The organism is Ructibacterium gallinarum, from assembly GCF_014982785.1.
Taxonomy (GTDB): Bacteria; Bacillota; Clostridia; order Monoglobales; family Monoglobaceae; genus Ructibacterium; species Ructibacterium gallinarum.
In genome coordinates this window covers 69,219-96,130 of record NZ_JADCKB010000013.1, presented here as the reverse complement: position 1 = coordinate 96,130, position 26,912 = coordinate 69,219, and the positions used below count along the sequence as shown (strand labels likewise).

Here is a 26,912-nt window from a genome sequence, read left to right as displayed (position 1 = left end):
CCATTTCTTGATGTGTTAATCCCTGTTCCTTCATTTTCAGCAATTCTTCTTCGTGTTGCCTTATTTTTATGTATTTTCTTGGCATAACAATGCCCCCCTTTGATAGTTTTTATTATACCATAGGAGGACGATTTTTTCTATTGTCCGTTTTTACTGGACCTGTTCACATCTGCCGGGATTTTTTTATTTTTTTGTACACAGCATCTTTTGTATTTGAATGAGCAGTGTGGGGAAAAACGCCAAGCCAAAAATCCATAAACATTGTACAGATGAAAGAGCAGCAACCATGAACAGCCCCTTTAAAATAGGAATAAAAAGAACGCAGGCAAGCAGCAATACTCCTAACAAAAATGCTCCTATACTATATGGATTTGTCTTTAACCTTAGATTGACCAGGGATTCTTCGCCTCTGCAATTAAAGCCATGAAAAAGGCGTGCAAGAGTTAAAACAGCAAAGGCCATTGTACTTGCTTTAGCTGTATCTGTTTGCAATCCAACAAAATATCCAACCATGGTAAATATACCAATTAAAAGGCCTTGCCATCCAATGCGAATCAAAGTTCGTTGATTTAAAATAGATTCTTTTGCATCTCTGGGAGGTCGTTGAAGCAAACCTTTACGAGCCGGTTCCATTCCAATGGCAATGGCAGGGAGGCTATCGGTCAATAAATTAATAAATAACAGATGAACAGGCATAAACGGCATTGCAAGTCCTGCTAACGCTGTAAAAAGAACGCACAGAATACCAGCTGCATTACCTGACAGCAAAAACTGAATTGCGTTTTTTATATTTTCATAAACTCCTCTTCCATTGACGACCGCTTTCACAATAGTTGCAAAATTGTCATCTGTCAAAATCATGGAGGCTGCATCTTTCGCAACTTCCGTTCCCGTAATTCCCATAGCAACGCCAATATCAGCCTGTTTTAATGCAGGAGCATCATTAACACCGTCACCGGTCATAGAAACAATCTTTCCTTTTTGTTGCCACATATTTACAATTCTTATTTTATGCTCTGGTGACACACGGGCATATACTCGAATCAAAGGAAGTTTTTCACTCAGCTCCTGATCAGACATTTCATCTAATTCCGTACCTTCTATGGCCATGTCACCCGGTTCCATAATTCCCAGCTGTTCTGCAATGGCGGCAGCTGTAATTTTGTGATCTCCTGTGATCATAATCGTAGTAATGCCACCAAGCTTGGCGTCTGCAACTGCTTTTTTTGCCTCCTCTCTGGGTGGATCCATCATAGAAATCAGGCCAACAAAAATGTATTCTGTTTCATCCTTCTGTTGTACCTCCATACATTTCCCAAATGGACGAATGGCAAAACATAGTACCCGCAGTCCTTTTTCTGAAAATTTCCGATTTATATCAATAATTTTTTGTTTTTCATTTTCATCGGCTTGAACAATTCCGTTTTGCGTCATAATCTTGGTAATCCTTGGAAGTAAAACATCCAATGCACCTTTGGTGCAAAGTATATTTTCACCATCTATTTCGTGTAGTGTACTCATCAGCTTCCGATCCGAATCAAATGCCAATTCTGCAACTCGAGGATGTTGCAAACGATAGGAAGCCGCATCAACTCCAAAATAAGATGCCATTTGTACCAGAGCGGTTTCAGTAGGATCTCCAATGGTTTCAGTCGCGTCATTAACCAAAATAGCTTCTTTTAAAAGCATATAATGCGCCGCATTGTTAAGATCCAGCTTTTCCCGCGTAAATACATCGCCTCCAGCATACATTTCCATCACTGTCATTTTGTTTTGGGTCAGCGTTCCTGTTTTATCGGAACAAATAACGGAAACACATCCCAAGCTTTCTACGGATTTTAAATCCTTCATGACCGCATTTTCCCGTGCCATTTTCTGCGTTCCCATTGCCAAAACAATAGTTACAATGGAACTGAGCGCTTCCGGAATCGCCGCAACAGCCAAAGCAACAGCAAACAGCAAAGCATCCAAAACCGGCATCTGACGATACAATGACAATCCAAAGACCACCAAACAAATCCCTATAATAATAATAGCTAATTTCTGGCTAAAACGGTCCAGACTAATTTGAAGCGGTGTTTTTCGCTGTGCTGTCCTGTTCATTAATCCGGCAATTTTTCCAAGTTCCGTTTCCATGCCAGTAGCCGTTATCACGGCCTCAGCCCGCCCATATGTGACCAAAGAACCGGAAAATACCATGTTTTTTCGGTCACCTAAAGGAATTTTATCACCAGAAATTACTTCGTTGGTTTTTTCAACAGCCTCAGATTCTCCGGTTAAAGAACTTTCGTTTACCTTCAGGGAATAGTTTTCTATAATCCGCGCATCCGCCGTAATCAAATCACCGGCTTCCAAAATCAAAATATCACCCGGCACCAAATCCTCAGAATGTACTTCTGTTTTCACACCATCACGCATAACCTTTGCACTCGGCGCAGATAATTGTTTTAAGCTTTCCAAGGATTTTTCCGCCTTAAAATGCTGGACAGTCCCCAAAACAGCATTCAAAATAATGACTGCAAAAATAACAAGCGTACTTTCTATTTCCCCGGAAATCATGGAAATAATTCCAGCAACAATCAAAATGGCAATCAACAGGTCTTTAAATTGCTCAAAAAAAACTTGAAAAATACCTTTTTTCTTTTCTTCTGCCAAACCATTTTTTCCATACTGTAACAACCTTTTTTCTACCTCTGCAGCAGTTAAACCATCTGTATTGGTTTTTAATTCTGCGCATACCGTCTGACTAGATTCTTTAAAAAATTCCATCTTTGTTCTCCTCTCTCTGGTCATAAGTATCTATAAAAAAAGACTTCCCTATGGCCGCACAAATATACGGCCATACGAAAGTCTTGTTACCACATGGGTGTATTCTGCCAGGCTTATGCCGTGATGTTGACAGAATACTTTTAACTACTCCCTTTAGTATGTTATTGTTATTATACTCAAATGTTCTATATTTGTCAAGCATTATCTTTGTTGATAAAGATTTCCGCCATATTGATCCATAATTACCACTGCAGGCAAATTTTGTACCGTAAGTTTCCGGATCGCTTCGGTACCTAAATCTTCATAGGCGACTACCTCAACCGCCGTAACGCACTTGGCAATCAATGCTCCCGCACCGCCAATTGCACCAAAATATACTGCGCCGCATTCCTTCATGGCATTTTCCACTTCTGCAGAACGCATTCCTTTCCCAATCATTCCAGTCAACCCTAAACGAATCAAACGCGGAGCATAAGCATCCATTCGTCCGCTGGTAGTCGGTCCACAAGAACCAATAACCCATCCAGGCTTGGCCGGTGCAGGGCCTGCATAATATATAATTTGATTCCTAATATCAAAAGGTAATTCTTCCCCTTTTTGAATGGCATCTATCATACGCTTATGCGCGGCATCCCGAGCAGTATAAATTTCACCGTTAATAAAAACACGGTCTCCCGAATGCAGCTGTGCAGCTTTATCACTTGTAAAAGGCGTTGTAATTTTAATTGTCATTGTTAATCAGCTCCAGCATAGAATTTAAAATCAGTTCTGCCTGGTTTTCTTCAAAATATGGTCGTGCATTTTTTCCTTCGATTCCTGTTAACACAGCTGCAAAAGGAAATCCCCCAGCCCTTGCTGCCAGCAAATCACTGGGGGCATCTCCAATCACCAAACATTTTTTAGGCCACTGAAATGGAATTTTTCCATAATAAATTTCTTCGTCGGAAAGCAAATGTCCAAAAGCGGCTTTTTGAAACACAAAAGGATGCGGCTTTGCAAGCGGCTGTTCTGGTGTCAAACTCTTTTCTGCCGCAGAAACTTCATCATAAGAAGCACAATATTTAGTATCAAAATATTGATCGAGACCCCACATTTGAAGCGGAAATAAAATTTCCTCCTTCGGCCTTCCGGTGCCGACTCCTAAAATATATCCTTCTTGATTTAACGTCCTTAGGGTTTTTTCGATTTCTTTTAAGGGTAAAACAGGCTCTTCTTCCAACTTCAAGCCTTTTATTTCTACATCACCATGAAACCACCGTTGAAAACATTCTATGAGGCATTTCCATAATCCACCTGTCGTTCTCTTAAAATAACCAATTTCCACCACAGAGGCAGAGGCCGCCAAACCCTCCGCAGCCGTATATAAGGCTGGTGGACCAATTTTTATATTTTCAATAAACATACACACTGCTTCAAAATGATGCAAATCAAACGAGGTTAATTCAGGCTCCAGATAAGTCGAAACACAAAATACCAAATACGCTAAATCCCAATTTGTGTTTACGCCTAAATGCTTTACGGCGGTTACCGTTCGTCCTCCACAGAATACAGTATCATAAATCAATGATACATTTTTACGGCACCAAAGCTTGTCAAGATCCTGATGCCCAAAATACCGATGACTGTAAAGTAATTCATACACGGTTAGCGCTGCTGCTTTCCAATAAATATATTCGCTGGTAATTACGCCGTCCATATCAAAAATCAATGTATCAATTTTACTCCGCTGTAATTTCATAGCTCACCTGCCCGGCAACACCAGACGTCATTCCTTCCCGGGCTGCATCTATCGCAAGCGCCTTTCCTAATGCAATACCAAAGGCGCGGTATACCGCTTCCCAAATATGATGTCCATTCACTCCTTTTTCAATATCAATATGCAAAGTGCATCTTGCCCCCTGCGCAAATCCGTCAAGAAAAGTAATGAGTTCTTCAGAAGGCATTCCTTCCACAGCACTGTCATACGTAATAGCACTGTGAAAATCGAAAAGCGATCGATCTTCAAAGGATAAAACCGCCTCCGCCTTTGCTTCATCAATAATACCAATGCCGCTTCCATATCCGGAAGGCGTGTTAATTCGTACAAATTCGCCTACTGCACGTCCCAAAGTCATGGAAACATCTTCAGTAACCAAATGTACTAGTTTGAACTCATCAAACTCCATGTGAATATCAATATTCAGCGCAGCACGCCAGGCGATATGTTCTATCATATGATTTAAAAACGGAAGAGGCGTGCAGATATGCTTGCGATAATCAGAACGGAGGTTTCCCTTCTCGATGGTTACTCGAATAACAGATTCGGTCGATTTACGTACCACACTGATTTTATTTTTCACTGCATTTCTCTCCTTTATTTTCTTTCTTTTACAGCTAGGCCATGCGTATCAAAACCTTCCACAGTGGCAATGCGGTAAGCATATTCTCTTACTCGCTCAAAGCCGGCTTTGCTGGCATAACCTACAGAAGAGCGTTTTAAAAAGTCAAACACAGAGACACTAGAATAGGTTTTGGCAAACTGTCCTGTAGGTAAAATTGCATTAGGCCCCAGTACAAAATTGCATAGAGTAACCGGCGTATAGTCACCCAAAAGGATCTCACCTGCATTTTTAATCTTAGGCAAAACATCAAAAGGCTTTTCTGTCATAACTTCCATATGCTCCGGTGCATATTCATTTACAAAATCAATACTTTCTTCCAGACTCTCCGTAATCACGGCCCCGCCGTAAGTATTAAAGTTGGTAGTAACAAACTCCCGGCGTTTATCTGAAATTTTCGTCAACTGACGTTTGACAATCTCCGCAGCTTTTTCTACCAGTTCTTGACTGTGCGTCACCAAGAGTGCAGCTGAATCCGGCCCGTGTTCTGCTTCGATCATCCAGTCAAGAGCCACCTTTTCAGGATCCGCTTTTTCGTCAGCCAATACAATACATTCGCTGGGACCGGCAGGCAATCCGGCATCAATATAATTTGCTAAAACCCTTTTCGCCGCTGTCGCATACGCATTACCTGGTCCAATAATTTTATGGCATTTGGGAATGGTTTCTGTTCCAAACGCGGCAGCCGCCACTGCTTGTATACCACCAACTTTGTAAATTTCAGTAATGCCAATGATTTTAGCTGCAGCTAAAATGGCATCATCTACATCGCCTTTTTCATTTGGAGGGGTTACTACAACAATTTTTTCTACACCCGCCACCTTTGCAGGTACTCCAAGCATCAACATAACCGAAGGAAAACTTCCCTTTCCTCTGGGAACATAAAGGCAAACATCTACAATCGGAGTAGTTTTTTCACCAACCATAAGCCCCTTATCTACTTCTGTAAACCACATTTCTTCGGGCAGCTGTTTTTCGTGAAAATTATGAATATTTTTTGCCGCATATGCAATAGCTTCTCTGGTGGGAGCATCTAAGCGAGCGTAACCTGCCTCGATTTCCTCCGGGCGGACTTTTATTCTATCCTGAGTCAGGGTAACATGATCAAATTTTGCAGTATATTCCAGCACAGCCTGATCTCCTCTGGTGCGGATATCTTCAGATACCTCCCGTGCAAGCTTCATGTGCTCTGAAATATCAATTTCTGCCCGCTTCATGATAAACTCTTTTTTCTCCCGGGATAATTCAGACAATTTATAAATATTCATCCTTTTCTCTCCTTTGTCCTAATAGTGTGCATTTTTACGGTCAATACAGTGGCCGAATACAATGAATATCATTTATTATACAATATATACTGGCATTTGACAAGAGATAGAAAAAAATTTTTCACATATTTCCTTTTTATCTTATGTTTTTATTGTGCTTCTTGCAATTATAAACAAAATATAATATAATAATATCAAAGTCAATCGAAACGGTGGGGAAAATTATGAAAATACTAATTACCGGAGCCAATGGATTTATTGGGCAAAACTTAATTACATCTTTGCACAACTTACCAGCTGGATGGAATTCCGGTTTCGATGTAGAGGAAAAACTTTATCTGATGGAATATGATATGGAAAGCTCTCCTAAGTTATTGGAAGAATATACCAAAGAGTGTGATTTTGTCTTTCATCTGGCCGGAGTCAATCGCCCCAAAAATTCCGATGAATTTATGGAAGGCAATGCAGGTTTAACCGAAAGCCTGCTTAATCATTTAAAAAACAACCATAACAAAGCACCTGTTTTAATTACCTCTTCCATTCAGGCAGAGCTCGATAATGCTTATGGCATAAGCAAAAAAGTGGCAGAAGAGATGGTTTTGCAATATGGAAAAGAGAACGGTGTACAAACTTTTGTTTATCGACTTCCTAATGTATTTGGCAAATGGTGCCGTCCCAATTACAACAGTGTAGTTGCAACTTTTGCTTTTCAAATTGCCCGGGATATTCCTATTACCATTCATGATTCTGCGCATAAAATGCAGCTTGTGTATATTGACGATGTTATTACTGAGTTTTTGCTTGCGCTAACTGGAAAAGAACACCGTGCACAGTCTTTTTGCTATATTCCTACAACCTACGAAACAACAGTTGGTGAAATTGCCCATTTTCTTCATTCTTTTCGTCAAAGCAGAAATAATATACAAATCCCCTGCATGGAAGAAAACAGTCTGGAAAAGAAGCTGTACAGTACATATCTGTCATATTTACCTGAAAACATGTTTTCCTATGCGCTAAATGCACACATAGACGCTCGAGGCAGTTTTACCGAATTATTTCGGTCTGCAGACCGGGGACAGGTCAGTGTCAATATTACAAAACCAGGAATTATAAAGGGCAATCATTGGCATCATACGAAAACCGAAAAATTTGTTGTAATAAGCGGGCATGGTGTTATCCGTCTGCGTAAGATACAAGACAGCAATGTCATTGAATATTTTGTAGACGGAGAAAAGCCGGAGGTAATTGATATCCCTCCCGGATATACACATCAAATCGTTAACAACGGTTCCTCTGATTTGATTACCGTAATATGGTGCAGTGAATGCTATGATCCGAATCATCCGGATACTTATTTTCTTGAAATATAAATGAAAGAGGCGGACACAAATGCGAAAATTAAAGTTAATGACCATCATTGGCACCCGGCCGGAAATTATTCGGCTGTCAGAGACAATCAAGTGTTGTGATAAATACTTTGACCAAATTCTTGTCCATACCGGTCAAAATTATGATTATAGCTTAAACCAGATTTTTTTCGAAGATCTGGATTTGCGTGAAGCAGACTATTATTTAAATGCTGCCGGAGATAACCTGGGGCAAACGATTGGAAATATTATCGCAAAATCATATCAGTTAATGACAAAACTGAAGCCGGACGCTGTCCTTGTCTTAGGAGATACCAATTCCTGTCTAGCCGTCATTAGTGCCAAACGACTTCATATTCCTATTTTCCATATGGAAGCTGGAAACCGCTGTTTTGACGAATGCCTTCCAGAAGAAACCAATCGACGCATTGTAGATGTCACTGCTGATGTAAATCTCTGTTATTCCGAACATGCTCGCCGCTATCTAAATGCTTCCGGCGTGCCAAAAGAGCGCACCTATGTTATTGGATCACCCATGGCAGAAGTACTAAGTAGCCATATAGAACAAATAAAGAACAGTACTATATTAGATAAATTACGCTTAAAGGAAAAACAATATATTCTCCTTTCCGCACACCGAGAAGAAAATATTGATAACGAAAAAAACTTTTTTCAGTTGATGCATGCAGTCAATGCCATGGCACAAAAATACGATATGCCAATTCTATACTCCTGCCATCCCCGGAGCAAAAAATACATTGCACAGCGCGGATTTCAATTTGATTCCAGAGTCATTCAGCATGAACCACTTGGATTTCATGATTACAATCATCTGCAAATGCATGCTTTTGCTGTTGTCAGTGACAGCGGTACCCTACCCGAAGAAAGCAGTTTTTTTCTTTCCTTGGGTCATCCAATCGCCGCTGTTTGTATTCGTACCAGCACCGAACGTCCAGAAGCTTTAGATGCAGGTGATTTTATACTTGCAGGCATCACCGAAGAACAAGTTCTGCAAGCCGTTGATTTAGCAGTATCCATGAACCAAAATGGTGATTTGGGCCATCCTGTATCAACTTATACCGATACCTGCGTATCTGTGAAAACTGTTAAACTGATTCAATCTTATACAGGTATTGTAAATAAAATGGTGTGGCGGAAAGAGGAATAAAAAAATCAGACCGGAAATCTCCGGTCAGCTATCCTTTTCTTTCGAAGGTGTCGAAGCAGGTTTGCGAAAAATCCATACTTTACTGAAAAGATAATTTAGGGCAATTACAATAATATTGACAGAAAATTTCATTACTAATTCATCGAACCCCATATGGACTACCGTAATCTGCATTAGGACTTCTGCCAAAACTAAAGTGAAAATGCGTGCGGCATAAAAACTGCCCATTTCTTTTAAAATATTTTTACAACCAGTAGATTTGCTTTGAAAAACAAATTTCCGGTTTGTAATGTATGCAAACGTAATAGCAGTTAATGTTGAAATGATGCTGCAGGTATGAAGAATAAAACTATAAGGTTCAATATGAACCGGAGCAAGGAAATGCTGAACCAATGGGCTGTACTGCAACTCAAAGACCGAGGTATGATGCACAAAAAGATAAAACACACCGGTATCCACTAGAAAGGTCATTCCACCGAATACGCAGTATAGAATAAACTCCTGATAACGCTCCCAAAGACGTTTCATATGCTTTCCTCCTCTCGCGGATGTCTTTTTATTATCCTCTATTCTTCCGCGTTTGTCAAGCCAAAATATACATTGTTAAAAAAGCTTAATATGAACAAAGAAAGGAAATTATCTATGAATTGTATTTTAAGAAACGCCAAAACAACAAATGATTTTCAAAGGATTGCTGCTCTGGCAGAAAAAATATGGCATCACACATATGACACTTTGATTGGCACTGCTCAAGTGGATTATATGCTGAACAAGTTTCAAAGCGCAGAAGTCCTTGAAAAAGATGTCAATGAAAATGGATATGAATATCTAATGGCTTTACAAAACGATACATTGGTCGGTTTCTGCGGTATTCATTCGGAAAATTCAGAAACTGTCTTTTTAAGTAAAGTCTATGTGGATCCCCTGTATCAACATCAGGGTATTGCAAAAAAAATGATTGGACACTTTGCAGCCAAATATGCCGCAACCGGTGTGAAAAAAATATGGCTTACGGTCAACAAAGGCAATCGTAATGCTATTTTAGCTTATGAAAGATTAGGATTTCATAAATTCGGAGAACTGGTAACCGACATCGGCAGCGGTTACGTTATGGATGACGACTTGATGGAAATCCATCCGGCTGACTTTGGGATTAAATAATATATTTTATTTTGTAAACATCAATGCCCCTTTGACTTGAAAGTCAAAGGGGCATTTGCTATTACAGTTTCATATCAGTCGGCTTAGTACATACCACCGCCGCCAGCACCTGCCATAGCAGCAGCTGCCGCCGCATCACCTGCAGGATCCGGTTTATCTGCTACCAAGCTTTCCGTTGTCAGAATCATAGATGCAACACTTGCTGCATTTTCAAGAGCAGAACGCGTCACCTTGGTTGGATCTACAATTCCTTCTTTAAGCATATCCATATAATCACCGGTCAACGCATTATAACCAATTCCTTTTTCATTGCCCTTAATTTGATTGACAATAACACTGCCTTCTACACCAGCGTTAAACGCTATCTGTCTTACCGGCTCTTCCAAAGCACGGAGCACGATCTGAACACCAGTCTTTTCATCGCCTTCCGTAGATTCAAGCAACGCTTCTACCGCAGGCATTGCATTAATAAATGCAGTACCGCCACCGGCAACAATACCTTCTTCCACAGCTGCACGAGTTGCTGCTAATGCATCCTCAATTCTCAGTTTCTTTTCCTTCATTTCAACTTCTGTTGCAGCACCAACCTTAATTACCGCAACACCGCCTGCCAATTTCGCTAAGCGCTCCATTAATTTTTCTTTATCAAAATCAGATGTAGTTTCTTCAATCTGCATCCGAATATTACTTACTCGGTTTGCAATTTCATCTTTGTTACCCATGCCATCTACGATAATTGTATTTTCTTTCTGCACCTTTACCTGACGAGCACGTCCCAGTTGCTCTATCGTAGCATCCTTCAATTCCAGACCGATTTCTTCAGAAATCACTTGACCGCCGGTCAGAATAGCAATATCTGTCAACATTTCCTTTCTTCTGTCACCAAAACCAGGCGCTTTTACAGCAACACAAGTAAAGGTACCGCGTAATTTATTTACGATCAATGTAGACAAAGCTTCGCCTTCAATATCCTCAGCAATAATCAGAAGTTTCTTACCGGACTGTACGATTTGCTCCAGTAAAGGCAATATTTCCTGGATGTTGGAGATTTTCTTATCTGTAATTAAAATATATGCATCATCAATAACCGCTTCCATTTTATCGGTATCGGTTACCATGTAAGGGGTAATATAACCGCGGTCAAACTGCATGCCTTCCACAACCTCAGAATAGGTTTCTGCTGTTTTGGATTCTTCTACGGTAATAACGCCATCGCTTGTAACCTTTTCCATCGCATCAGCAATCAAAGTACCAATGGTGTCATTTGCAGCAGATACAGAAGCAACACGAGCAATATCCGCTTTGCCATCAATGGTCTTACTGTTGGAAATAATTTCTTTTACAGCGGTTTCCACTGCTTTTGCCATGCCTTTCCGTACAATCATAGGATTGGCCCCGGCTGCAACATTCTTCATGCCCTCATGCACCAATGCCTGTGCCAATAAAGTTGCTGTTGTGGTACCATCACCGGCAATATCGTTGGTCTTGGTAGCCACTTCTTTTACAAGCTGTGCTCCCATGTTTTCAAACGGGTCTTCCAGTTCCACTTCCTTTGCAATGGTAACACCGTCATTGGTAATCAACGGAGCGCCATATTTTTTATCCAATACAACATTACGGCCTTTGGGACCCAAAGTAACTTTGACAGTATTCGCCAGTTGGTTTACACCACTTTCCAGTGCACGTCTGGCTTCTTCTCCAAATAAAATTTGCTTTGCCATTTTTCATTACCTCCAAATCTATTGAATAATCACCAATTAGTCAACTTTCGCAAGAATATCACTCTGCCGCAGAATTGTATATTCTTCGCCGTCCAGTTTAACCTCTGTGCCGGCATATTTGCTCATAATTACGCGGTCACCGACCTCTAGCTCCATTTTAACCTCTTTCCCGTCAACAACGCCGCCTGGGCCTACAGCAACTACTTCAGCTACCTGTGGCTTCTCTTTTGCAGTTCCGGCTAAAATAATACCGCTTTTAGTAGTCTCTTCTGCTTCCAGCATCTTGATGACAACTCTGTCCGCCAATGGTTTGATATTCATAATAATGACCTCCTTACAGGTTAATATTTCCTTGTTATTAGCACTCTATCTTATTGAGTGCTAACGATTGTATAATACAAAAATTTACTTGAGAAATCAACCTGTGTTTTTTATGATTATTTTCAATTATACTAAATTATAAGCGATTAAGTTTAATATTCTCCCGAATCTGTTTATTTGTATAAATTTTCAATTTTGGCTTTAATTGCAAAATAAAACTATTTTTCCTAACTTTCTATGGTCATTATGCTGTATGATCTCTAAAAAAGATCCGGGTAATTACACCCCGGACCTTTTTAAATTTTTAGAAAGATATTTTTTCAGATAAATTCCCGTATAAGACTCTGGACATTTTGCAACCTTTTCCGGCGTACCGCATACAACCACTTCGCCGCCTGCATCTCCCCCTTCTGGGCCAAGATCAATAATATAATCAGCGGTTTTAATGATATCAAGGTTATGCTCAATAACAATCACCGTATTACCTGCATCCACCAATTTCTGGAGGACTTCAATTAATTTATGCACATCCGCAGTATGCAGTCCCGTGGTTGGTTCATCCAGAATATACACGGTCTTTCCCGTACTTCGTCGACTCAGCTCCGTTGCTAGTTTCACACGCTGTGCTTCCCCGCCGGACAAAGTCGTAGACGGCTGTCCGATTTTAACATATCCCAGACCAACATCATAGAGTGTTTGCAGTTTCCGTTGAATTTTAGGAATATTTTCAAAAAAGCTGCATCCCTCTTCCACTGTCATTTCTAAAACTTCATAAATATTTTTACCCTTATAGCGTACCTCCAAAGTTTCGCGGTTGTACCTCTTGCCATGACACACATCACATGGAACATATACGTCAGGAAGAAAATGCATTTCTATACAGATAATGCCATCTCCCGTACAGGCCTCACAGCGTCCACCTTTTACATTGAAACTAAACCGGCCAGGTTTGTAGCCACGGGCTTTGGCTTCCGGCGTCATGGAAAATAATTCACGAATATCACCAAATAAACCAGTATAAGTCGCAGGATTGCTGCGCGGCGTTCTTCCAATCGGCGATTGATCAATATTAATTACTTTATCCAAATTTTCAACGCCTTTTATTTTATCAAATTTACCTGGATGTTTTTTTGCACCATTGAGACGATTTGCAAGTTCTTTATAAAGTATTTCATTGACGAAAGAGCTTTTTCCGCTTCCCGAAACACCTGTTACACACGTAAAAGTTCCCAAAGGAATCTTTACATTAATTTTCTTTAAATTATTTTCTGCTGCGCCAAAAATTTCTAGCTTGGCTCCGTTCCCTTTTCGTCTTTTACTCGGAACAGGAATTTTTTTCTTTCCACTCAAATAAAGCCCCGTCTCAGATTTTTCACAGTTCATGATATCCTCTGCTGTTCCCTGTGCCACAATCTCGCCGCCATGTATTCCTGCGCCCGGGCCAATATCAATAATATGATCGGCGGCCAGCATCGTATCTTCGTCATGTTCCACAACCAGCAGGGTATTCCCAAGATCCCGCAAGCGTTTCAAAGTTGCAATTAAACGATCGTTATCCCGCTGATGAAGCCCAATGCTGGGTTCATCAAGAATATATACAACACCCATCAAACTGGAACCGATTTGCGTAGCCAACCGTATGCGCTGAGCCTCACCACCAGATAGTGTACCGGCGCTTCTGGACAAAGTAAGGTAATCTAATCCTACATTTACTAAGAAATGCAGCCGATCTTTGATTTCTTTTAAAATATGGCGAGCAATCATATTTTCTTTTTCAGATAAATGAAGGTGCAGACTAGAAAAAAACTCCAACGCGGCAACAATAGACAAACGGGAGACCTGATCTATATTAAGATTGTTTACAGTAACAGCCAGTGTTTCTTTTTTCAACCGGGTCCCGCCACACTCTGGGCAAGGCATGTTCACCATAAAACTTTCAATTTCTGCTTTCATCCATTCGGAATTTGTCTCCTTGTGCCGCCGTTCCAAATTATTAATTATCCCTTCAAAACGTGCTAAATGCATTCCCTTGGCGTATTTACGGTCATAAGTAAGACGAATTTTTTCCGAACCCGTACCATATAATATTTTATTCAAAATGTTTTTTGGCAATTCCTGAATTGGCGTATCCAAACTAAATCCATAATGTGCGGCAAGACCTTCATAATACATTTTAGAAATGCTGCCTTCCTCTGTTCCGCTCCATCCACTGGCTAGGATTGCACCTTCGTTAATGCTTAAAGTGGGGTCTGGTATGACCAGATCCGGATCCACCTTAATAATATTTCCCAATCCAGTACAGCATGGACAGGCGCCGTACGGAGTATTAAACGAAAACATTCTTGGAGTTAATTCTTCAATATTGATACCACAGTCTTCGCAGGCATAATTCTGACTGAACATCAGTTCCTCGCGTCCTATCACATCAATTACAACAAGGCCATGTGCCATTTGCAAAGCCAATTCCACGGAGTCCGTCAAACGTTTTTCCATACCTTCTTTAATGACTAAGCGATCGATAACAATATCTATATTATGTTTCTTTTGCTTGTCCAGCTTTGGAATTTCATCATTTAATTCCAGCATCTCTCCGTCTACCCGAACCCGAATAAAACCATTTTTCCGGGCATCCTGAAAGGTCTTTACATATTCGCCTTTTCGGCCACGTGCCACAGGAGAAAGCACCTGTATTTTAGTCCGTTCCGGAAGTACTTTGACCGCATCCACAATCTGGTCAACTGACTGAGGGCGTATTTCTTTTCCACATTTAGGACAGTGCGGTATACCAATACGGGCAAATAACAATCGGATATAATCATATACTTCGGTAACCGTACCTACGGTTGAGCGTGGGTTTTTGCTTGTAGTTTTCTGATCAATTGAAATAGCCGGTGAAAGTCCCTCAATGGATTCAACATCCGGTTTTTCCATTTGTCCAAGAAACTGCCGGGCATAAGCAGAAAGGGATTCCACATACCTGCGCTGACCTTCTGCATAAATAGTTTCAAAAGCTAATGAAGATTTTCCTGAGCCACTCAGTCCTGTCAAAACTACCAGCTTGTCCCGTGGAATTTCAACATTAATATTTTTAAGATTATGCTCTTTTGCACCTTTAACAATAATATTTTTATTCATTTTATCAGGTACTCCTTTATTGTTCGCTTTCCAAACGACGGATTTCATCACGAATCTGAGCCGCAAGTTCAAACTGCAATAGTTCAGCAGCTTTTTTCATCTCTGTAGTCAATTCTGCAATGGTCTGTGTCACATCTTTTTCAGTCTTGGAAACTTGATGTTTTTCTACTGATTGTGTTGCTTCGATAACCTCATGCACTGTCTTCCGAATGGTTTTCGGCACAATACCATGTTCTTCATTAAAAGTTTGCTGAAGTGCACGCCGTCGGTTGGTTTCCGAAATAGCAAACTCCATTGATTTGGTAATCTGATCAGCATACATCAGCACCTTGCCCCCGGCATTCCGAGCAGCGCGTCCAATGGTCTGAATTAGAGAGGTTTCACTTCGCAGAAAGCCTTCCTTATCTGCATCTAAAATCGCAACCAGAGACACCTCGGGAATATCCAGACCTTCTCTGAGTAAGTTGATTCCAACTAGAACATCAAAAACGCCTAATCTTAAATCACGAATGATTTCCATTCGTTCTATGGTGTGCACATCAGAATGTAAATATCGAACACGCACTCCCATATCCTCAAAATATTCCGTAAGGCGTTCCGCCATCTTTTTGGTTAGTGTTGTCACTAGTACCCGCTCATCCTTAGCAACACGATCCATAATTTCGCTGTACAAATCATCCACCTGACCTGCAATTGGTCTTACCTCTATTTCTGGATCTAACAGGCCTGTTGGACGGATCAACTGTTCCACAACACGGGTGGACTGTTCCCGTTCAAATTCGGCAGGCGTTGCACTAACAAAAACAGCCTGATTTAATTTGGCATAAAATTCATCAAAAGTCAAAGGCCGGTTGTCAAATGCGGATGGCAGTCTAAAACCATATTTCACTAAATTTTCTTTTCTAGAATGATCCCCTGCATACATGGCCCGGACCTGAGGCAAAGTTACATGAGATTCATCCACAAATAGTAGAAAATCTTTCGGAAAATAATCGATCAATGTAAAAGGCGGGCTGCCTGGCTCACGGCCGCTGATATGGCGAGAATAGTTCTCTATCCCATTGCAAAATCCTGTTTCCCTCATCATTTCAATATCATAGTGTGTCCTCTGCTCCAAACGCTGCGCTTCAACTAATTTTTCTTCTTTACGCAATTCTGCTAATCTTTCCTCTAACTCGGCTTCTATACTCGCAATTGCCCTTTCTCTTTTTTCCGGAGTAGTAACATAGTGAGAGGCTGGATATATGGCAATATGCTTACGTTGGGCAACAATTTCCCCGGTTACCGGATTGAATTCACTAATTCTTTCGACCTCGTCACCAAAAAATTCTACCCGAATGGCATTGGTCATTGCATCTGAAGGAAAAATATCCAAAATATCTCCCCGGACACGAAATTTATTACGAGTAAAATTGATGTCATTTCTTTCATATTTAATTTCAATCAACTTATCAATTACTTCATCTCGTTCTTTTTCCATCCCCGGCCGTAGAGAAATTACCATATTATTATAGTCAATTGGATCACCTAAGCCATAAATACATGACACACTGGCAACAATAATCACATCCCGGCGTTCAAATAACGCAGCGGTTGCACTGTGCCGCAGCTTATCAATTTCCTCATTGGTAGAAGCATCCTTCTCGATATACGTATCAGAATAAGGGATATATGCCTCTGGTTGATAATAGTCATAATAGGATACAAAATATTCCACTGCATTATGCGGAAAAATTTCTTTAAACTCGCTGCACAGCTGTGCAGCCAGTGTTTTATTATGCGCAAGTACCAAGGTGGGCCGCTGTACTTTTTCAATCACATTGGCCATAGTAAATGTTTTTCCGCTTCCGGTCACCCCAAGCAATGTTTGAAACTTATCTCCTCTAAGAATTCCATCCGCAAGCTGCGAAATAGCCTTAGGCTGGTCACCGGCAGGCTTGTATTGAGATACCACTTGAAATTCCATATATGTCACCTCAAATTATCTTTTCTCTATGGGTTCATATTTTTTAATTATAGCATAGTGTATAGCTACATTTCAAGAGGTTTCATGAATTTTTAACTAAATCCCTGAAATTACCGGGAAAGGTTTCCAATAGAATCAGTCTCTCTATTTTCGCAAAAATATATTCTTGGAATTGAAAATTTTGAAGGAAGAATACAAAATACAACCTTCCTTATTTACTGTTTCCTCATGCGGCATCGAAACTAATAGAGATAACTTTTTCTTCCCCTTTATCTACACAGTAAATAGGCAAGTCGCGTTTTGCTCCCGAAACTGTAACGGCGTCATTTTTTCCAAGCCATAGCAAGCATATTAACAAAAATACTCCAATAGCTAATAAAATGCCTGTTTTTTTTGTTAAAATCCATATTTTCATATTAATTCCTCCTTTTTCTTCCAGTATATGAAACGTTCTTTTTTTTCATACAAAAAATACAGATAATTTACCAAAGTCCGAATATCTGCCTATAGAAAAGGTAATCCTATGAAAGGGTGATAATATGATTAAAATAGGAAATACCTTAATTTTAAACGGAGACAAAGAAACGGATACAACCGGAATACAGCTGAACGGAATATGTCTACTAACCTGTGGCCTTTCCTTGCGATCCACCGTTACTGCATCAAGTTTAAGCGATGACGGATTTACCTACTGTTTACAGCGCAGTATTTTTACACTGGAACAAAACGAATTGTCACCACAGGAATTTAATGTACATTGGCACAAAAAACCGGATGATATCTACCCATATCTTGCGTTAGTCACCCTTCTTTTGCTTTGCGGCGTACCCATTTCACTTATCAGCTGTCTAGAGTTCTAAGTCTGGCATACCGTGAATATACTGTAAAAAAACGGTATCGTGTGGTTACTTTTTGACGGGAGTGAATGATGTGGAAAATACTTATTTTGAGAACAACAAGGTCACTGTGATCGGCCGGGTATGCAGTAATCCTGCGTTTTCTCATATGATTTACGGAGAGCGCTTTTATATGTTTCAGTTAGAAATTCCTCGGCTAAGCGAAAATTATGACACTATAAATATTACGGTATCAGAACGTTTCTTTCCTGTTTTGGAACCTAAACTGGGGGACATTCTGCGTATTGAAGGGCAATTTCGTTCTTACAATAGTTTTTCTCAAACCGGCAGCCGGTTAATTCTAACTGTTTTTGCACGTGAAATAACATACGCAGAACATCCGGAAGAACACCCAGACCCAAATCAGATTTTTTTAAATGGATATATTTGCAAACCCCCTATTTACCGAACCACCCCATTTCAAAGAGAAATAGCAGATATTTTACTAGCAGTAAACCGATTTTATCATAAATCTGATTATATCCCATGTATTGCCTGGGGCCGCAACGCAAAATTTGCACGCCGTTTAGAAGTAGGCACGCATTTAAAAGTTTGGGGCAGAATTCAAAGTAGAGAATACCAAAAGCGTCTGGACGATGATCAGCTGGTCACACGTACAGCATATGAAATTTCAATTTCAAAAATGGAATTAGAATTAGATATTCCACAAGAAACAGAATGCAGTGAAAATGGATAACACTTTAACTTTTATTATTAATAAAACGGTCTGCTTGTAGGAGAAAAGCAGACCGTTTTGCAATAATCAAACAAAATAGAAATAAATCTTACCAGTAGATTTTCCAACCGCCAGCGCCTTTCCAAATTCGCAAAAGAGCTTCCATATAAAAATAATCTCCCCAAATACAGCATTCATCAACGCCAAGCTTATGTGGAATAGAATAAACGCCATGCAATAAAAGTCCGTTGGATTTCGGATCCAAATGTGCACCACAAACTTGATAAAGACTGCGTAACATAATTCCGGCCGCATGACGATACCACGCCAAGTTATCCTGTGCACGCTCTGCATAGTCCATTAAGCCACAGGCAGCTATAGCTGACGCCGAACTATCTAAAAGCTGATGATCCTCTTTTTTAAAACATAAATCCCAATAGCATAAAAAATCATCTCTGAGATGATTCAAAAAATATGCTGAAGCTCTGTGCGAACATTCTAAAAACTTGGGATTTCCAGTGTGTGCATATGCGATAGAAAAGCCATATATTGCCCAGCTTTGTCCTCTTGCCCAAGTTGAATCATCTGAAAACCCTTGTGCTGTTTCTCCATGATCCGGCTTACCAGTTTCCCGATCAAAATAAAATGCATGATATGTAGAACCATCCCTGCGCAATACCGTTTTTGCACAGGTTTCTGCATGCTGGTTCGCTATCTTTGCATATTTGGGATCTCCAGTCACCTCGCTTGCCCAAAATAACAGGGATAAATTCATAAGGCTATCTACGATCAGCATATAATATCCTTCTTCTCCATTATCTCCCCATGATTGAATAAAGCCACCATCTTTCTTATACCGAAGTATAAGAATATCCGCCGCACCAACAGCGATATCTTTCAACCATTTTTCTCCGGTTAACTGATATCCCACTGCACAAGAAAGTGTATATAAAAAGCCCGTATCATGATTATCCAGGCTCCGGCGTTGGATATATCTTTCCCGAAAGCTTTGACATTGTATAAATGCTTGTTGTTTAAAGATTTCATCGCTGGTATATTCGTATGCCAACCAAAGTATTCCACACCAAAAGCTGGAACTCCAGTCATGATTTGTATCCACCGGATATACATTTTTTTCGCTGGAATGCCGTGGCATGGTATCATTTTTAAAAATATCCAAATTTTTTTTCACCCTTGCCGTTGCTTCATCTAACATTTTCTTACATTCTTCTCGTGTAAACGGCGGTAAACTCTGTATTTTGTTCCAAATATCCTGATTTATAGCTATTTCTTTTTTCATTTCCACTAAAGTTTGACTCAACATATTTCTTTTCCCTTTCTGGCTGTATCGCATTTAAAAGTTTCAAAAAATCTTCTATCCTTTTACAGCACCAATCATTACCCCTTTGACAAAGTATTTCTGCACAAACGGATATACACAAAGAATAGGAAGTGTAGCAATAACAATCACCGCATATTTAATAGATTCACCAATTTTTTCCTGATCGCCTACGCTTACTCCCTGGGTCATACTACTTGTATCATTTGCGATTAATATTTGCCGTAAGACAAGCTGTAATGGCCATTTATCAGTATTACCCTGCAAAAAAATAGATGCATTAAACCATGCGTTCCAATATCCTACGCCATAATATAATGCAATCACTGCAATCGTAGCTTTGGACAGCGGAAGCATAATACGAAATAAAATCAACCAATGACCTGCTCCATCTAAATATGCACTTTCTTCCAAACTATCAGGAACAGAATCAAACGCAGTCCGTAAAATAATCATATTATAAGTACTGATTGCAGTTGGAATAATCAATGACCACAAACTTCCATTCAGTTTTATATCCCGTACAGCGATATAAAACGGAATCAATCCACCGGAAAACCACATGGTAAATAAAATTAAAATTGTAACTGGTTTTTTAAACATAACATCCCGGCAAGAGAGAAAATACGCCCCAACAGAAGACAAAATCATACTGATGATCACACCAACTACAACAATGAATAGTGTATTCCGATATCCGGACAAAATACTTTGATTCGTAAACGCCTTAAGATAGGCATCAAATGTAAAATCTAAAGGCCAATACAGCAAATTGCCACCATGCCGCATTAATGCGTTAGATTCACTAAAAGAAGCTACGACAACATACCACAGCGGGTATAAAGTTATAAAGACCATCAGACATAAAAAGATGGTATTACAAACCTCAAATACCAATCTGCTTTTGGTTTTTTTTATTTTCATTTTCTCATGCCTCCTACCATAATGATGTATCTGAAAATTTTCTGCTAATATAATTGGCGCCTACTACAAAAATACAGTTAATGACTGAATTAAATAATCCAGCTGCTGTAGCCAGACCATATTCACCCCCAGCAATCCCTTTTTTATAAATATAATAGGATAAAATCTCTGAACTTTCCGCATTATACGCATTGGTCAACAAAATAATTTTCTCATAACCAACAGATAAAATACCGCCAAGGCGAAGGATTAGCAAAACAATGATGGTTTGTGATAAACAAGGAAGCGTAACATGTATTAATTTTTTAATATGCCCTGCGCCATCAACATCCGCAGCATCATATAATTCCTGATCAATACCGGATAATGCGGCAAGATAAATAATACTTCCCCATCCTACCTGCTGCCATATGTCAGAAATGACATATATAGGCACAAATAAACCGGCGTAATTCAACATGGATTCTTCTATTGTTCCTCCGGTAAGTATATTAACCAGCCGGGTAATAATACCGTCAGAGGCTACAAAGCTTTTTACCATGGAACACAATACCACCAAAGAAATGAAATAAGGCATGTACGTAATTGTCTGTACTGTTTTTTTGAAATATCGATTGCCAACTTCATTAATCAGCAAAGCCAGCAAAATTGGCGCAGGAAATCCAAACACAATACTCGCCAAACTGATTACCAATGTATTTTTTATATTTCTAAAAAAGTATGGATCCGCAAAAAATCTTCTAAAATTTTCCAGTCCAACCCATGGACTTCCGGTCATGCCGGCACGAAAATTAAAATCCTGAAAAGCTATCAAGACACCATACATTGGCTTATAGCAAAAATAAATATAAAAAGCCAAAACAGGTAATACCATAAGATAGAGACTTTTATTTTTTCTGAAATCACGCCGAAGGCGAGCATCTAATGTTTTTGTTTCCTGGATGGGTTTGGACTTCATCTCAATTCCTCCGTTCTGCGCCGCACTATGGCTTCCTGCCGGGAGCACATAAGGACTCCCGGCAGATCCATGGCGTAGGATGTTATATTATTTCTGTGCATTGATATATTCATCATAAGCTTTTTGTTTCAAAGCAATCGCATCTTCAATGCCCAATCGTTTTAATTCAGCATAATAATTTTCCATTTCAGAAAAATCCATTTTACCAGAGATAATTTTTGTTATTGTTTCCTCGCGATAGGTATCAATAGGGGTCATAATGTCATTATATGTCTTGCTATCCTCAGCCGACAAAGAAATATTAGGATATTTATAATTTAGCGTATTAGAAGCCGTTTTTTTCAATGCATCCTTTTGTACTTCTGAGGGATAAAATTGATGTATATATTCCACACTTCTCACAAACGGCCCCCAGTAATTTGCACGACTGCATTTCGACATTCCCTGTGCAATTGTTAAATTTCCATTTTGATCAGGATCTACTATGGAAGGCAGATAAGTAGGAACACCATTCTTTATCTCATAAGATTCTCCTTCCTTACCAAAATTATAAAGCATATATCCTTCCTGTGTATATCCAAAATCCAAAAGTCGAGCTGCAATCTCTTTGTTTTTCGAAGAGGCCGTAATGGTTGCAGCGTTATCTATAGAAACATCAAAGCCTTTGTTCCACCAATTTCCTATTTCGCCTTTTGTTTTTGTAGGAACATTGACCGCTTGGTATTCAATTCCACTTCCTTCAGGAATAGCGGATAGAAAACCACCAAGTTCCCCGCCGATGGAAGCAAATAATGCACCGTTTTCTCCATTAGTTACCATTGCATTAATTCGTTTCATATCCCCATCAGCAAATTCTTTATCCAAAATTCCATCATTATACCATTTTTTCATTAATTGCACCCATGGAGTAAATTTATCTTCCTCATAAGGTCCAAAATGAATGGTTCCATTTTCATCATGATAAAAAGTTCCAATAAAATCAAAGAAATTACCAAAAGGCGTCACGTCTTCCAGCCAATAATTGGACAATCTGAGATTGAGCGGAGTTTCTACGCCCATATCCCTAAAAGTATATAACACATTTTCCCATTCTTCCAAAGTATCCGGTGCTTCAAGACCGGCTTTATCCAATAAATCTTTACGCACAAGCATAGCAATGTAGGAGGAAAGTTCTTCATCTTCATTAATCATGGGAAACATATAATAATGTCCGTCAGCAGACTGTGCCTGTTTTGCCCAATCAGGATGTTCATCGTATACCTTTTTTAAATTTGGCAGTACTTGATCCATATAGGAATCAAGCTCCAGAATAACTCCGTCTTCAATTGCTTTGTCAGGGCCTCCAGAATATTTATTCCAGTTCCACTCCACAATATCCGGCATATCATCAGAAGATAACAAAATATTCATGGCCGCCTCTTCCTCACCAGATACAGGATGCTCAAACTTCACCTTGACGCCTGTCGCTTCATACAGATACTGCGCAAAGGGTGTGTCATTCAAACTAGTACCATATGCCGTCACCTGTGAAGGAAGCTGCATCCACCACCGCAGTTCAACATCGGTATCCATCGGGTATTCCCCAGTGGTGGTCACTTCTTTTAATTCAGTATCATTTACAGCTTGTTTTTGCCCACAAGCTGTAAAACTTACAACGGTTACTGTAGCCAGCATCAGTGCAATTATTTTTTTCATAAAACCCATCCTTTCTTTTTATTCTGAACTCATTTCTTTGCTGTATCGTTAAGCGGCTTCATGGAAGAGAGAGAATCCCAAACAAAAGCTTTCACAGTCATATCTGATGTATCTGCATTTAAAGATACACTCAATTTATCTCTAACCGTCACATTTCCTTCGGCAGTTTCAAATGCTGTTAATGCTCCATTTTTGTTATAAAGCGCTATAGCTAATATTGCCGAACCTCCATTTTCAAACGTTCCCGTCAGTATTGTTTCTGCCGAGGCTTTTCCATTTTCCACTGTAATTACTGGCTGATCTGCAGTAACATCCTCTCCCAACATAACCACCTTATAGCCACGCAAGCATCTTCCGCTTGGGCTGCTAAATAAAGCATACTCTTCCTCACCGCACACGCCAAAATTATTCACACCTGTATTAGAACTCATAGAAGAGTCATCATATAGATTCAAAATGGAATTGCTATATAAATTCTTAAATTCTGCTACGGTATATTCCTGTTGAATTCCAATATACCCTTCCAGGCTATTAGCGATCACGCCTTCACCGGTAGGACAGGTCAGAATCGTATCTGCATCTGGATCATATTCACCATAGTATCCTGAATAATTATCCAGTACAATGGCTGCAGGGACCGATGAGGGAGCATTAAACTGAAGTTGGATTTCCGAAACGCCTGCATAATCAGTCAGGTATACCTGCCCATACTGGGTTCCGTCCATGTAAATATGCGTCATTGCATTTCCATTTCCATCAGGAATAATTGTTACTGCCACAAAATGCCAACTGTTTAATCCAATTTCTTCTTTTAAATCATCATTCTTCTCAAATCCTCCGTCTTCGTTAAATAAATCATTTGGGATAGATACTGTCCCGTCACCCATAATTTTTGTCTGTAATCTCCAATCGCTTCCTGAACGTCGAACCACAAAATTAAAATAATTCAGCTGATTCTTTTCCAATTCCCCTTCGGAATTGATACATTCAGATGGCACATAAAAATTCAATTCATAAGTAACTGGTTTCTTCTCGTCTGGTGATCCAAAAACAGGCCAGCTTCTTTTTTCACCTTCTCCACTTACAGTGGACACCATCCAGGAATAATCATCTGTTTTCTTTCCTTGAAAACCTGTTTGACGTTCATAAATCGCTGTATTAAATTGATAAAAATCAATGATATCACTTTCATCAGAAAAATCTATTGTATCAAACAAGTCTTTTTTCATCCAAACAGTATAAGTACTTTCTCCAACAGTCACGGTGCCGTTTTTTACTATATCCTTTTCTGATGCGATTTCTCCTTTTTCGTTATAATAATTTAAAACTACACCTTCTGCTGTGATCTTGGAAAGAAGTTCTTCCTTCGTCATATTCCTGCGATAAACATATATATTATTTCCAACAATTTCTATGCTGTCATCATTAGATACCGGGGTAACTGTTTTTGATGTACAAACACCATAGTAACCTTTCAAATCATCAATCGCAACCCAGCTTTCCTTCACAGTATCTCCAGCCGCAGGAAAAGTAGGCTGAATTCTACATTCACGAACACTATCAAAATTATCTAATGTGATTTCTGTGATCTTAATTTGATCAAGAAACATTGCTGCTTTTTGTTCAACAGGATATATCGTCACAGATAAAGTATGCCATTGATCTTTGGTTATCGTTGTGGTCACATCCCCAAAAACTGCTTTCCCTTCACTGTCTAAATATGGTTGTATAGACCAATCTGTATTTCCATCTTTTTTATATAAAGGTAAAACCAGTTTCAACATTGTTCCGCTGCCCGAAACCAGATATCCGCTAATTTCATATGTAATGTTTTTCTGATTTTTTCCATTTCCGGCCCATGTCTGAAAATAAGGTGAAGTTTCTGTGTCTGCATTGACAGCTTTTATAACATATGAATAATCATCCTCAGCTTTTCCATACAAACCGGCTTCTCGGCTCATAGAGTGCACCGCAGAGATATCTGCTGCACTTAATACAATAGTATCATCTTGAAAATCTTCCTCAAGGAAAACTTTTTTCATGGAAACAGTATATTTTTTGCCATCTACGTTTAAATATCCACCATTGACAATATCACTATCCTGAGCAAGAAAACCGTCTTGATAGTATTCTATATTCTTTCCTCCAGAATAAAGTAAAGCTAAAAACTCAGCTTTTGTCAATTCTGAATCATACACATAAATTGTTTGACCTTGAATTTCAACCACATTGGAATTCAGAGATTCAATCTCTTCATTGATATAAGAACCACTATAAACCATATAATCATCTAAAGCAATCATACCAGCTGATGATGGGATGGATAATTCTATTTTAAGATTGTTGACGCCTTTATAAGACCCAAGAGTGCATTCTCCCACCTTGCTTCCATCAATATAGGATAAAACAGTAGCTCTGTAAGTTTCATCGGCTTGTTTTATTGGTTTAATTGTTGTAGCCAACGTATGCCATGTTCCAAGTGTTATTCCATTAACCGTACTGCTTCCTTCATTTGCCACTCCAGCCGTTCCATTGCCATAAAATTTTTGCTGAATTTTCCAAGAATTATCACTATCTGTCTGAATAATCATATTAATATTATCAATACCATTCGCTACATCATTCCCTTCGTTTCCCGAAGTCGAAACCGTTTCAGGAATATATATACTCATAGTATAAGTTCGAATGGTTGACGCATTCTTATCTCCATATGCAGGCCAAGTCGCCTGCATACCATAGCCACCCGCAGTAGAAATAACCCAAGAAAAATCGTCGCCACTTTTACCGCCCACAGCCGATTGCCTCGTGCCACCAAGTCCTAAAGAATGGCGTTCTTCGGACATATCAATCTGCTGAATTATCTTTTTCATAGCTACAGTATAAATCTCCCCATCTGCCTCTACCGTTCCTGTTCTTACTTTTTCGGTATCAACTTCAGGTACGGTTCCACCTTTTTTGTATACAATATTCTCATATCCACTTAAAGCAGCCTTTAATTGCGCAACCGTTGTTTCACTGTCATACACATAAATTGTCTGTCCGGCATTATCCACTTCAATGTTAGCATCGGTTGATACAATTTCCAGAGCAAAAACTGGATATACTCCCCACAAAACTATTGAAATCATCAGCGAAAGTATAATCCATACCGAACAAATCTTTTTCATAAT

Annotated in this window: 21 protein-coding genes; 5 read left to right on the top strand and 16 right to left on the bottom strand. The window is 39.5% G+C overall.

Translation table 11 applies throughout. From position 1 onward, the window contains the following. Positions 1-183: 183 nt before the first annotated feature. The 5 genes from INF28_RS07615 to hisD all read right to left on the bottom strand — a co-directional run bounded on the left by INF28_RS07615 (position 184) and on the right by hisD (position 6,415). Positions 184-2,769 carry a cation-translocating P-type ATPase gene (locus tag INF28_RS07615; RefSeq protein ID WP_226392872.1) on the bottom strand — a complete coding sequence of 862 codons (2,586 nt, stop codon included), beginning with the start codon at positions 2,767-2,769 and terminating at the stop codon, positions 184-186. Positions 2,770-2,970: 201 nt separating this feature from the next. Beyond that, on the bottom strand, positions 2,971-3,501 hold the full coding sequence (locus INF28_RS07610; protein ID WP_226392871.1) for a Fe-S-containing hydro-lyase: 531 nt from the start codon (positions 3,499-3,501) through the stop codon (positions 2,971-2,973). Continuing rightward, the gene (locus tag INF28_RS07605) at positions 3,491-4,507 is read right to left on the bottom strand and encodes an HAD family hydrolase (protein ID WP_226392870.1); all 1,017 of its coding nucleotides are present in this window, start codon (positions 4,505-4,507) and stop codon (positions 3,491-3,493) included. The genes INF28_RS07610 and INF28_RS07605 overlap by 11 nt, the downstream gene beginning before the upstream one ends. Further along, positions 4,488-5,108 (bottom strand): imidazoleglycerol-phosphate dehydratase, encoded by a 621-nt coding sequence (locus INF28_RS07600; RefSeq protein ID WP_226392869.1) that lies wholly within the window; start codon positions 5,106-5,108, stop codon positions 4,488-4,490. Before INF28_RS07600 ends, INF28_RS07605 begins: the two co-directional genes overlap by 20 nt. A 14-nt stretch (positions 5,109-5,122) precedes the next feature. After that, positions 5,123-6,415 (bottom strand): histidinol dehydrogenase, encoded by a 1,293-nt coding sequence (hisD, locus tag INF28_RS07595; protein ID WP_226392868.1) that lies wholly within the window; start codon positions 6,413-6,415, stop codon positions 5,123-5,125. 224 nt (positions 6,416-6,639) lie between these two features. On the opposite strand from hisD, the gene INF28_RS07590 reads away from it, so the two are divergent. After that, positions 6,640-7,785, top strand: a complete 1,146-nt coding sequence (locus tag INF28_RS07590) for a polysaccharide biosynthesis C-terminal domain-containing protein (RefSeq protein ID WP_226392867.1) — start codon at positions 6,640-6,642, stop codon at positions 7,783-7,785. Positions 7,786-7,804: 19 nt separating this feature from the next. After that, entirely contained in the window at positions 7,805-8,950 is a 1,146-nt protein-coding gene (gene wecB / locus INF28_RS07585) for a non-hydrolyzing UDP-N-acetylglucosamine 2-epimerase (protein ID WP_226392866.1), read from the top strand. Positions 8,951-8,974: 24 nt separating this feature from the next. Here wecB and INF28_RS07580 read toward each other — a convergent pair whose 3' ends face one another. Then, a complete protein-coding gene (locus tag INF28_RS07580; protein WP_226392865.1) occupies positions 8,975-9,478 on the bottom strand; it encodes a GtrA family protein in 504 nt (167 codons plus the stop codon). Positions 9,479-9,592: 114 nt separating this feature from the next. Here INF28_RS07580 and INF28_RS07575 point away from each other — a divergent pair, with 114 nt between their 5' ends. Beyond that, on the top strand, positions 9,593-10,111 hold the full coding sequence (locus INF28_RS07575; RefSeq protein WP_226392864.1) for a GNAT family N-acetyltransferase: 519 nt from the start codon (positions 9,593-9,595) through the stop codon (positions 10,109-10,111). 83 nt (positions 10,112-10,194) lie between these two features. Here the strand turns inward: INF28_RS07575 and groL are convergent, their stop codons facing one another. The 5 genes from groL to INF28_RS07550 form a co-directional block, all read right to left on the bottom strand. Next, entirely contained in the window at positions 10,195-11,832 is a 1,638-nt protein-coding gene (gene groL / locus INF28_RS07570; RefSeq protein ID WP_226392863.1) for a chaperonin GroEL, read from the bottom strand. A 36-nt stretch (positions 11,833-11,868) separates the two neighbouring features. Further along, positions 11,869-12,153, bottom strand: a complete 285-nt coding sequence (locus INF28_RS07565) for a co-chaperone GroES (protein WP_226392862.1) — start codon at positions 12,151-12,153, stop codon at positions 11,869-11,871. Between the two features lie 279 nt (positions 12,154-12,432). After that, positions 12,433-15,288, bottom strand: a complete 2,856-nt coding sequence (gene uvrA / locus INF28_RS07560; protein WP_226392861.1) for an excinuclease ABC subunit UvrA — start codon at positions 15,286-15,288, stop codon at positions 12,433-12,435. Between the two features lie 16 nt (positions 15,289-15,304). Continuing rightward, on the bottom strand, positions 15,305-17,254 hold the full coding sequence (gene uvrB, locus INF28_RS07555; protein WP_226392860.1) for an excinuclease ABC subunit UvrB: 1,950 nt from the start codon (positions 17,252-17,254) through the stop codon (positions 15,305-15,307). Positions 17,255-17,480: 226 nt separating this feature from the next. Further along, a complete protein-coding gene (locus tag INF28_RS07550; RefSeq protein WP_226392859.1) occupies positions 17,481-17,669 on the bottom strand; it encodes a hypothetical protein in 189 nt (62 codons plus the stop codon). A gap of 124 nt (positions 17,670-17,793) precedes the next feature. Here INF28_RS07550 and INF28_RS07545 point away from each other — a divergent pair, with 124 nt between their 5' ends. Further along, complete coding sequence (locus tag INF28_RS07545; RefSeq protein WP_226392858.1) at positions 17,794-18,114, top strand: hypothetical protein; 321 nt, start codon at positions 17,794-17,796, stop codon at positions 18,112-18,114. A 70-nt stretch (positions 18,115-18,184) separates the two neighbouring features. Beyond that, complete coding sequence (locus INF28_RS07540; protein ID WP_226392857.1) at positions 18,185-18,847, top strand: single-stranded DNA-binding protein; 663 nt, start codon at positions 18,185-18,187, stop codon at positions 18,845-18,847. Between the two features lie 88 nt (positions 18,848-18,935). Here the strand turns inward: INF28_RS07540 and INF28_RS07535 are convergent, their stop codons facing one another. From INF28_RS07535 to INF28_RS07515, 5 genes are all read right to left on the bottom strand, one after another. Then, on the bottom strand, positions 18,936-20,126 hold the full coding sequence (locus INF28_RS07535) for a glycoside hydrolase family 88 protein (RefSeq protein WP_226392856.1): 1,191 nt from the start codon (positions 20,124-20,126) through the stop codon (positions 18,936-18,938). A 75-nt stretch (positions 20,127-20,201) separates the two neighbouring features. Continuing rightward, on the bottom strand, positions 20,202-21,089 hold the full coding sequence (locus INF28_RS07530) for a carbohydrate ABC transporter permease (RefSeq protein ID WP_226392855.1): 888 nt from the start codon (positions 21,087-21,089) through the stop codon (positions 20,202-20,204). Between the two features lie 13 nt (positions 21,090-21,102). Then, positions 21,103-22,095, bottom strand: a complete 993-nt coding sequence (locus INF28_RS07525) for an ABC transporter permease (RefSeq protein WP_318961737.1) — start codon at positions 22,093-22,095, stop codon at positions 21,103-21,105. Between the two features lie 39 nt (positions 22,096-22,134). Continuing rightward, positions 22,135-23,742, bottom strand: coding sequence for a type 2 periplasmic-binding domain-containing protein (locus INF28_RS07520; protein ID WP_226392854.1), 1,608 nt, complete (start codon positions 23,740-23,742; stop codon positions 22,135-22,137). 29 nt (positions 23,743-23,771) lie between these two features. After that, entirely contained in the window at positions 23,772-26,909 is a 3,138-nt protein-coding gene (locus INF28_RS07515) for a hypothetical protein (RefSeq protein ID WP_226392853.1), read from the bottom strand. Positions 26,910-26,912: the final 3 nt, after the last annotated feature.

What these genes read in the sequence shown, in the direction of transcription:
- INF28_RS07615 (WP_226392872.1), bottom strand. Translation starts at nt 2,769, where the DNA reads ATGGAATTTTTTAAAGAATCTAGTCAGACGGTATGCGCAGAATTAAAA.
- INF28_RS07610 (WP_226392871.1), bottom strand. Translation starts at nt 3,501, where the DNA reads ATGACAATTAAAATTACAACGCCTTTTACAAGTGATAAAGCTGCACAG.
- INF28_RS07605 (WP_226392870.1), bottom strand. Translation starts at nt 4,507, where the DNA reads ATGAAATTACAGCGGAGTAAAATTGATACATTGATTTTTGATATGGAC.
- hisD (WP_226392868.1), bottom strand. Translation starts at nt 6,415, where the DNA reads ATGAATATTTATAAATTGTCTGAATTATCCCGGGAGAAAAAAGAGTTT.
- INF28_RS07590 (WP_226392867.1), top strand. Translation starts at nt 6,640, where the DNA reads ATGAAAATACTAATTACCGGAGCCAATGGATTTATTGGGCAAAACTTA.
- wecB (WP_226392866.1), top strand. Translation starts at nt 7,805, where the DNA reads ATGCGAAAATTAAAGTTAATGACCATCATTGGCACCCGGCCGGAAATT.
- INF28_RS07580 (WP_226392865.1), bottom strand. Translation starts at nt 9,478, where the DNA reads ATGAAACGTCTTTGGGAGCGTTATCAGGAGTTTATTCTATACTGCGTA.
- INF28_RS07575 (WP_226392864.1), top strand. Translation starts at nt 9,593, where the DNA reads ATGAATTGTATTTTAAGAAACGCCAAAACAACAAATGATTTTCAAAGG.
- groL (WP_226392863.1), bottom strand. Translation starts at nt 11,832, where the DNA reads ATGGCAAAGCAAATTTTATTTGGAGAAGAAGCCAGACGTGCACTGGAA.
- INF28_RS07565 (WP_226392862.1), bottom strand. Translation starts at nt 12,153, where the DNA reads ATGAATATCAAACCATTGGCGGACAGAGTTGTCATCAAGATGCTGGAA.
- uvrA (WP_226392861.1), bottom strand. Translation starts at nt 15,288, where the DNA reads ATGAATAAAAATATTATTGTTAAAGGTGCAAAAGAGCATAATCTTAAA.
- uvrB (WP_226392860.1), bottom strand. Translation starts at nt 17,254, where the DNA reads ATGGAATTTCAAGTGGTATCTCAATACAAGCCTGCCGGTGACCAGCCT.
- INF28_RS07550 (WP_226392859.1), bottom strand. Translation starts at nt 17,669, where the DNA reads ATGAAAATATGGATTTTAACAAAAAAAACAGGCATTTTATTAGCTATT.
- INF28_RS07545 (WP_226392858.1), top strand. Translation starts at nt 17,794, where the DNA reads ATGATTAAAATAGGAAATACCTTAATTTTAAACGGAGACAAAGAAACG.
- INF28_RS07535 (WP_226392856.1), bottom strand. Translation starts at nt 20,126, where the DNA reads ATGAAAAAAGAAATAGCTATAAATCAGGATATTTGGAACAAAATACAG.
- INF28_RS07530 (WP_226392855.1), bottom strand. Translation starts at nt 21,089, where the DNA reads ATGAAAATAAAAAAAACCAAAAGCAGATTGGTATTTGAGGTTTGTAAT.
- INF28_RS07520 (WP_226392854.1), bottom strand. Translation starts at nt 23,742, where the DNA reads ATGAAAAAAATAATTGCACTGATGCTGGCTACAGTAACCGTTGTAAGT.
- INF28_RS07515 (WP_226392853.1), bottom strand. Translation starts at nt 26,909, where the DNA reads ATGAAAAAGATTTGTTCGGTATGGATTATACTTTCGCTGATGATTTCA.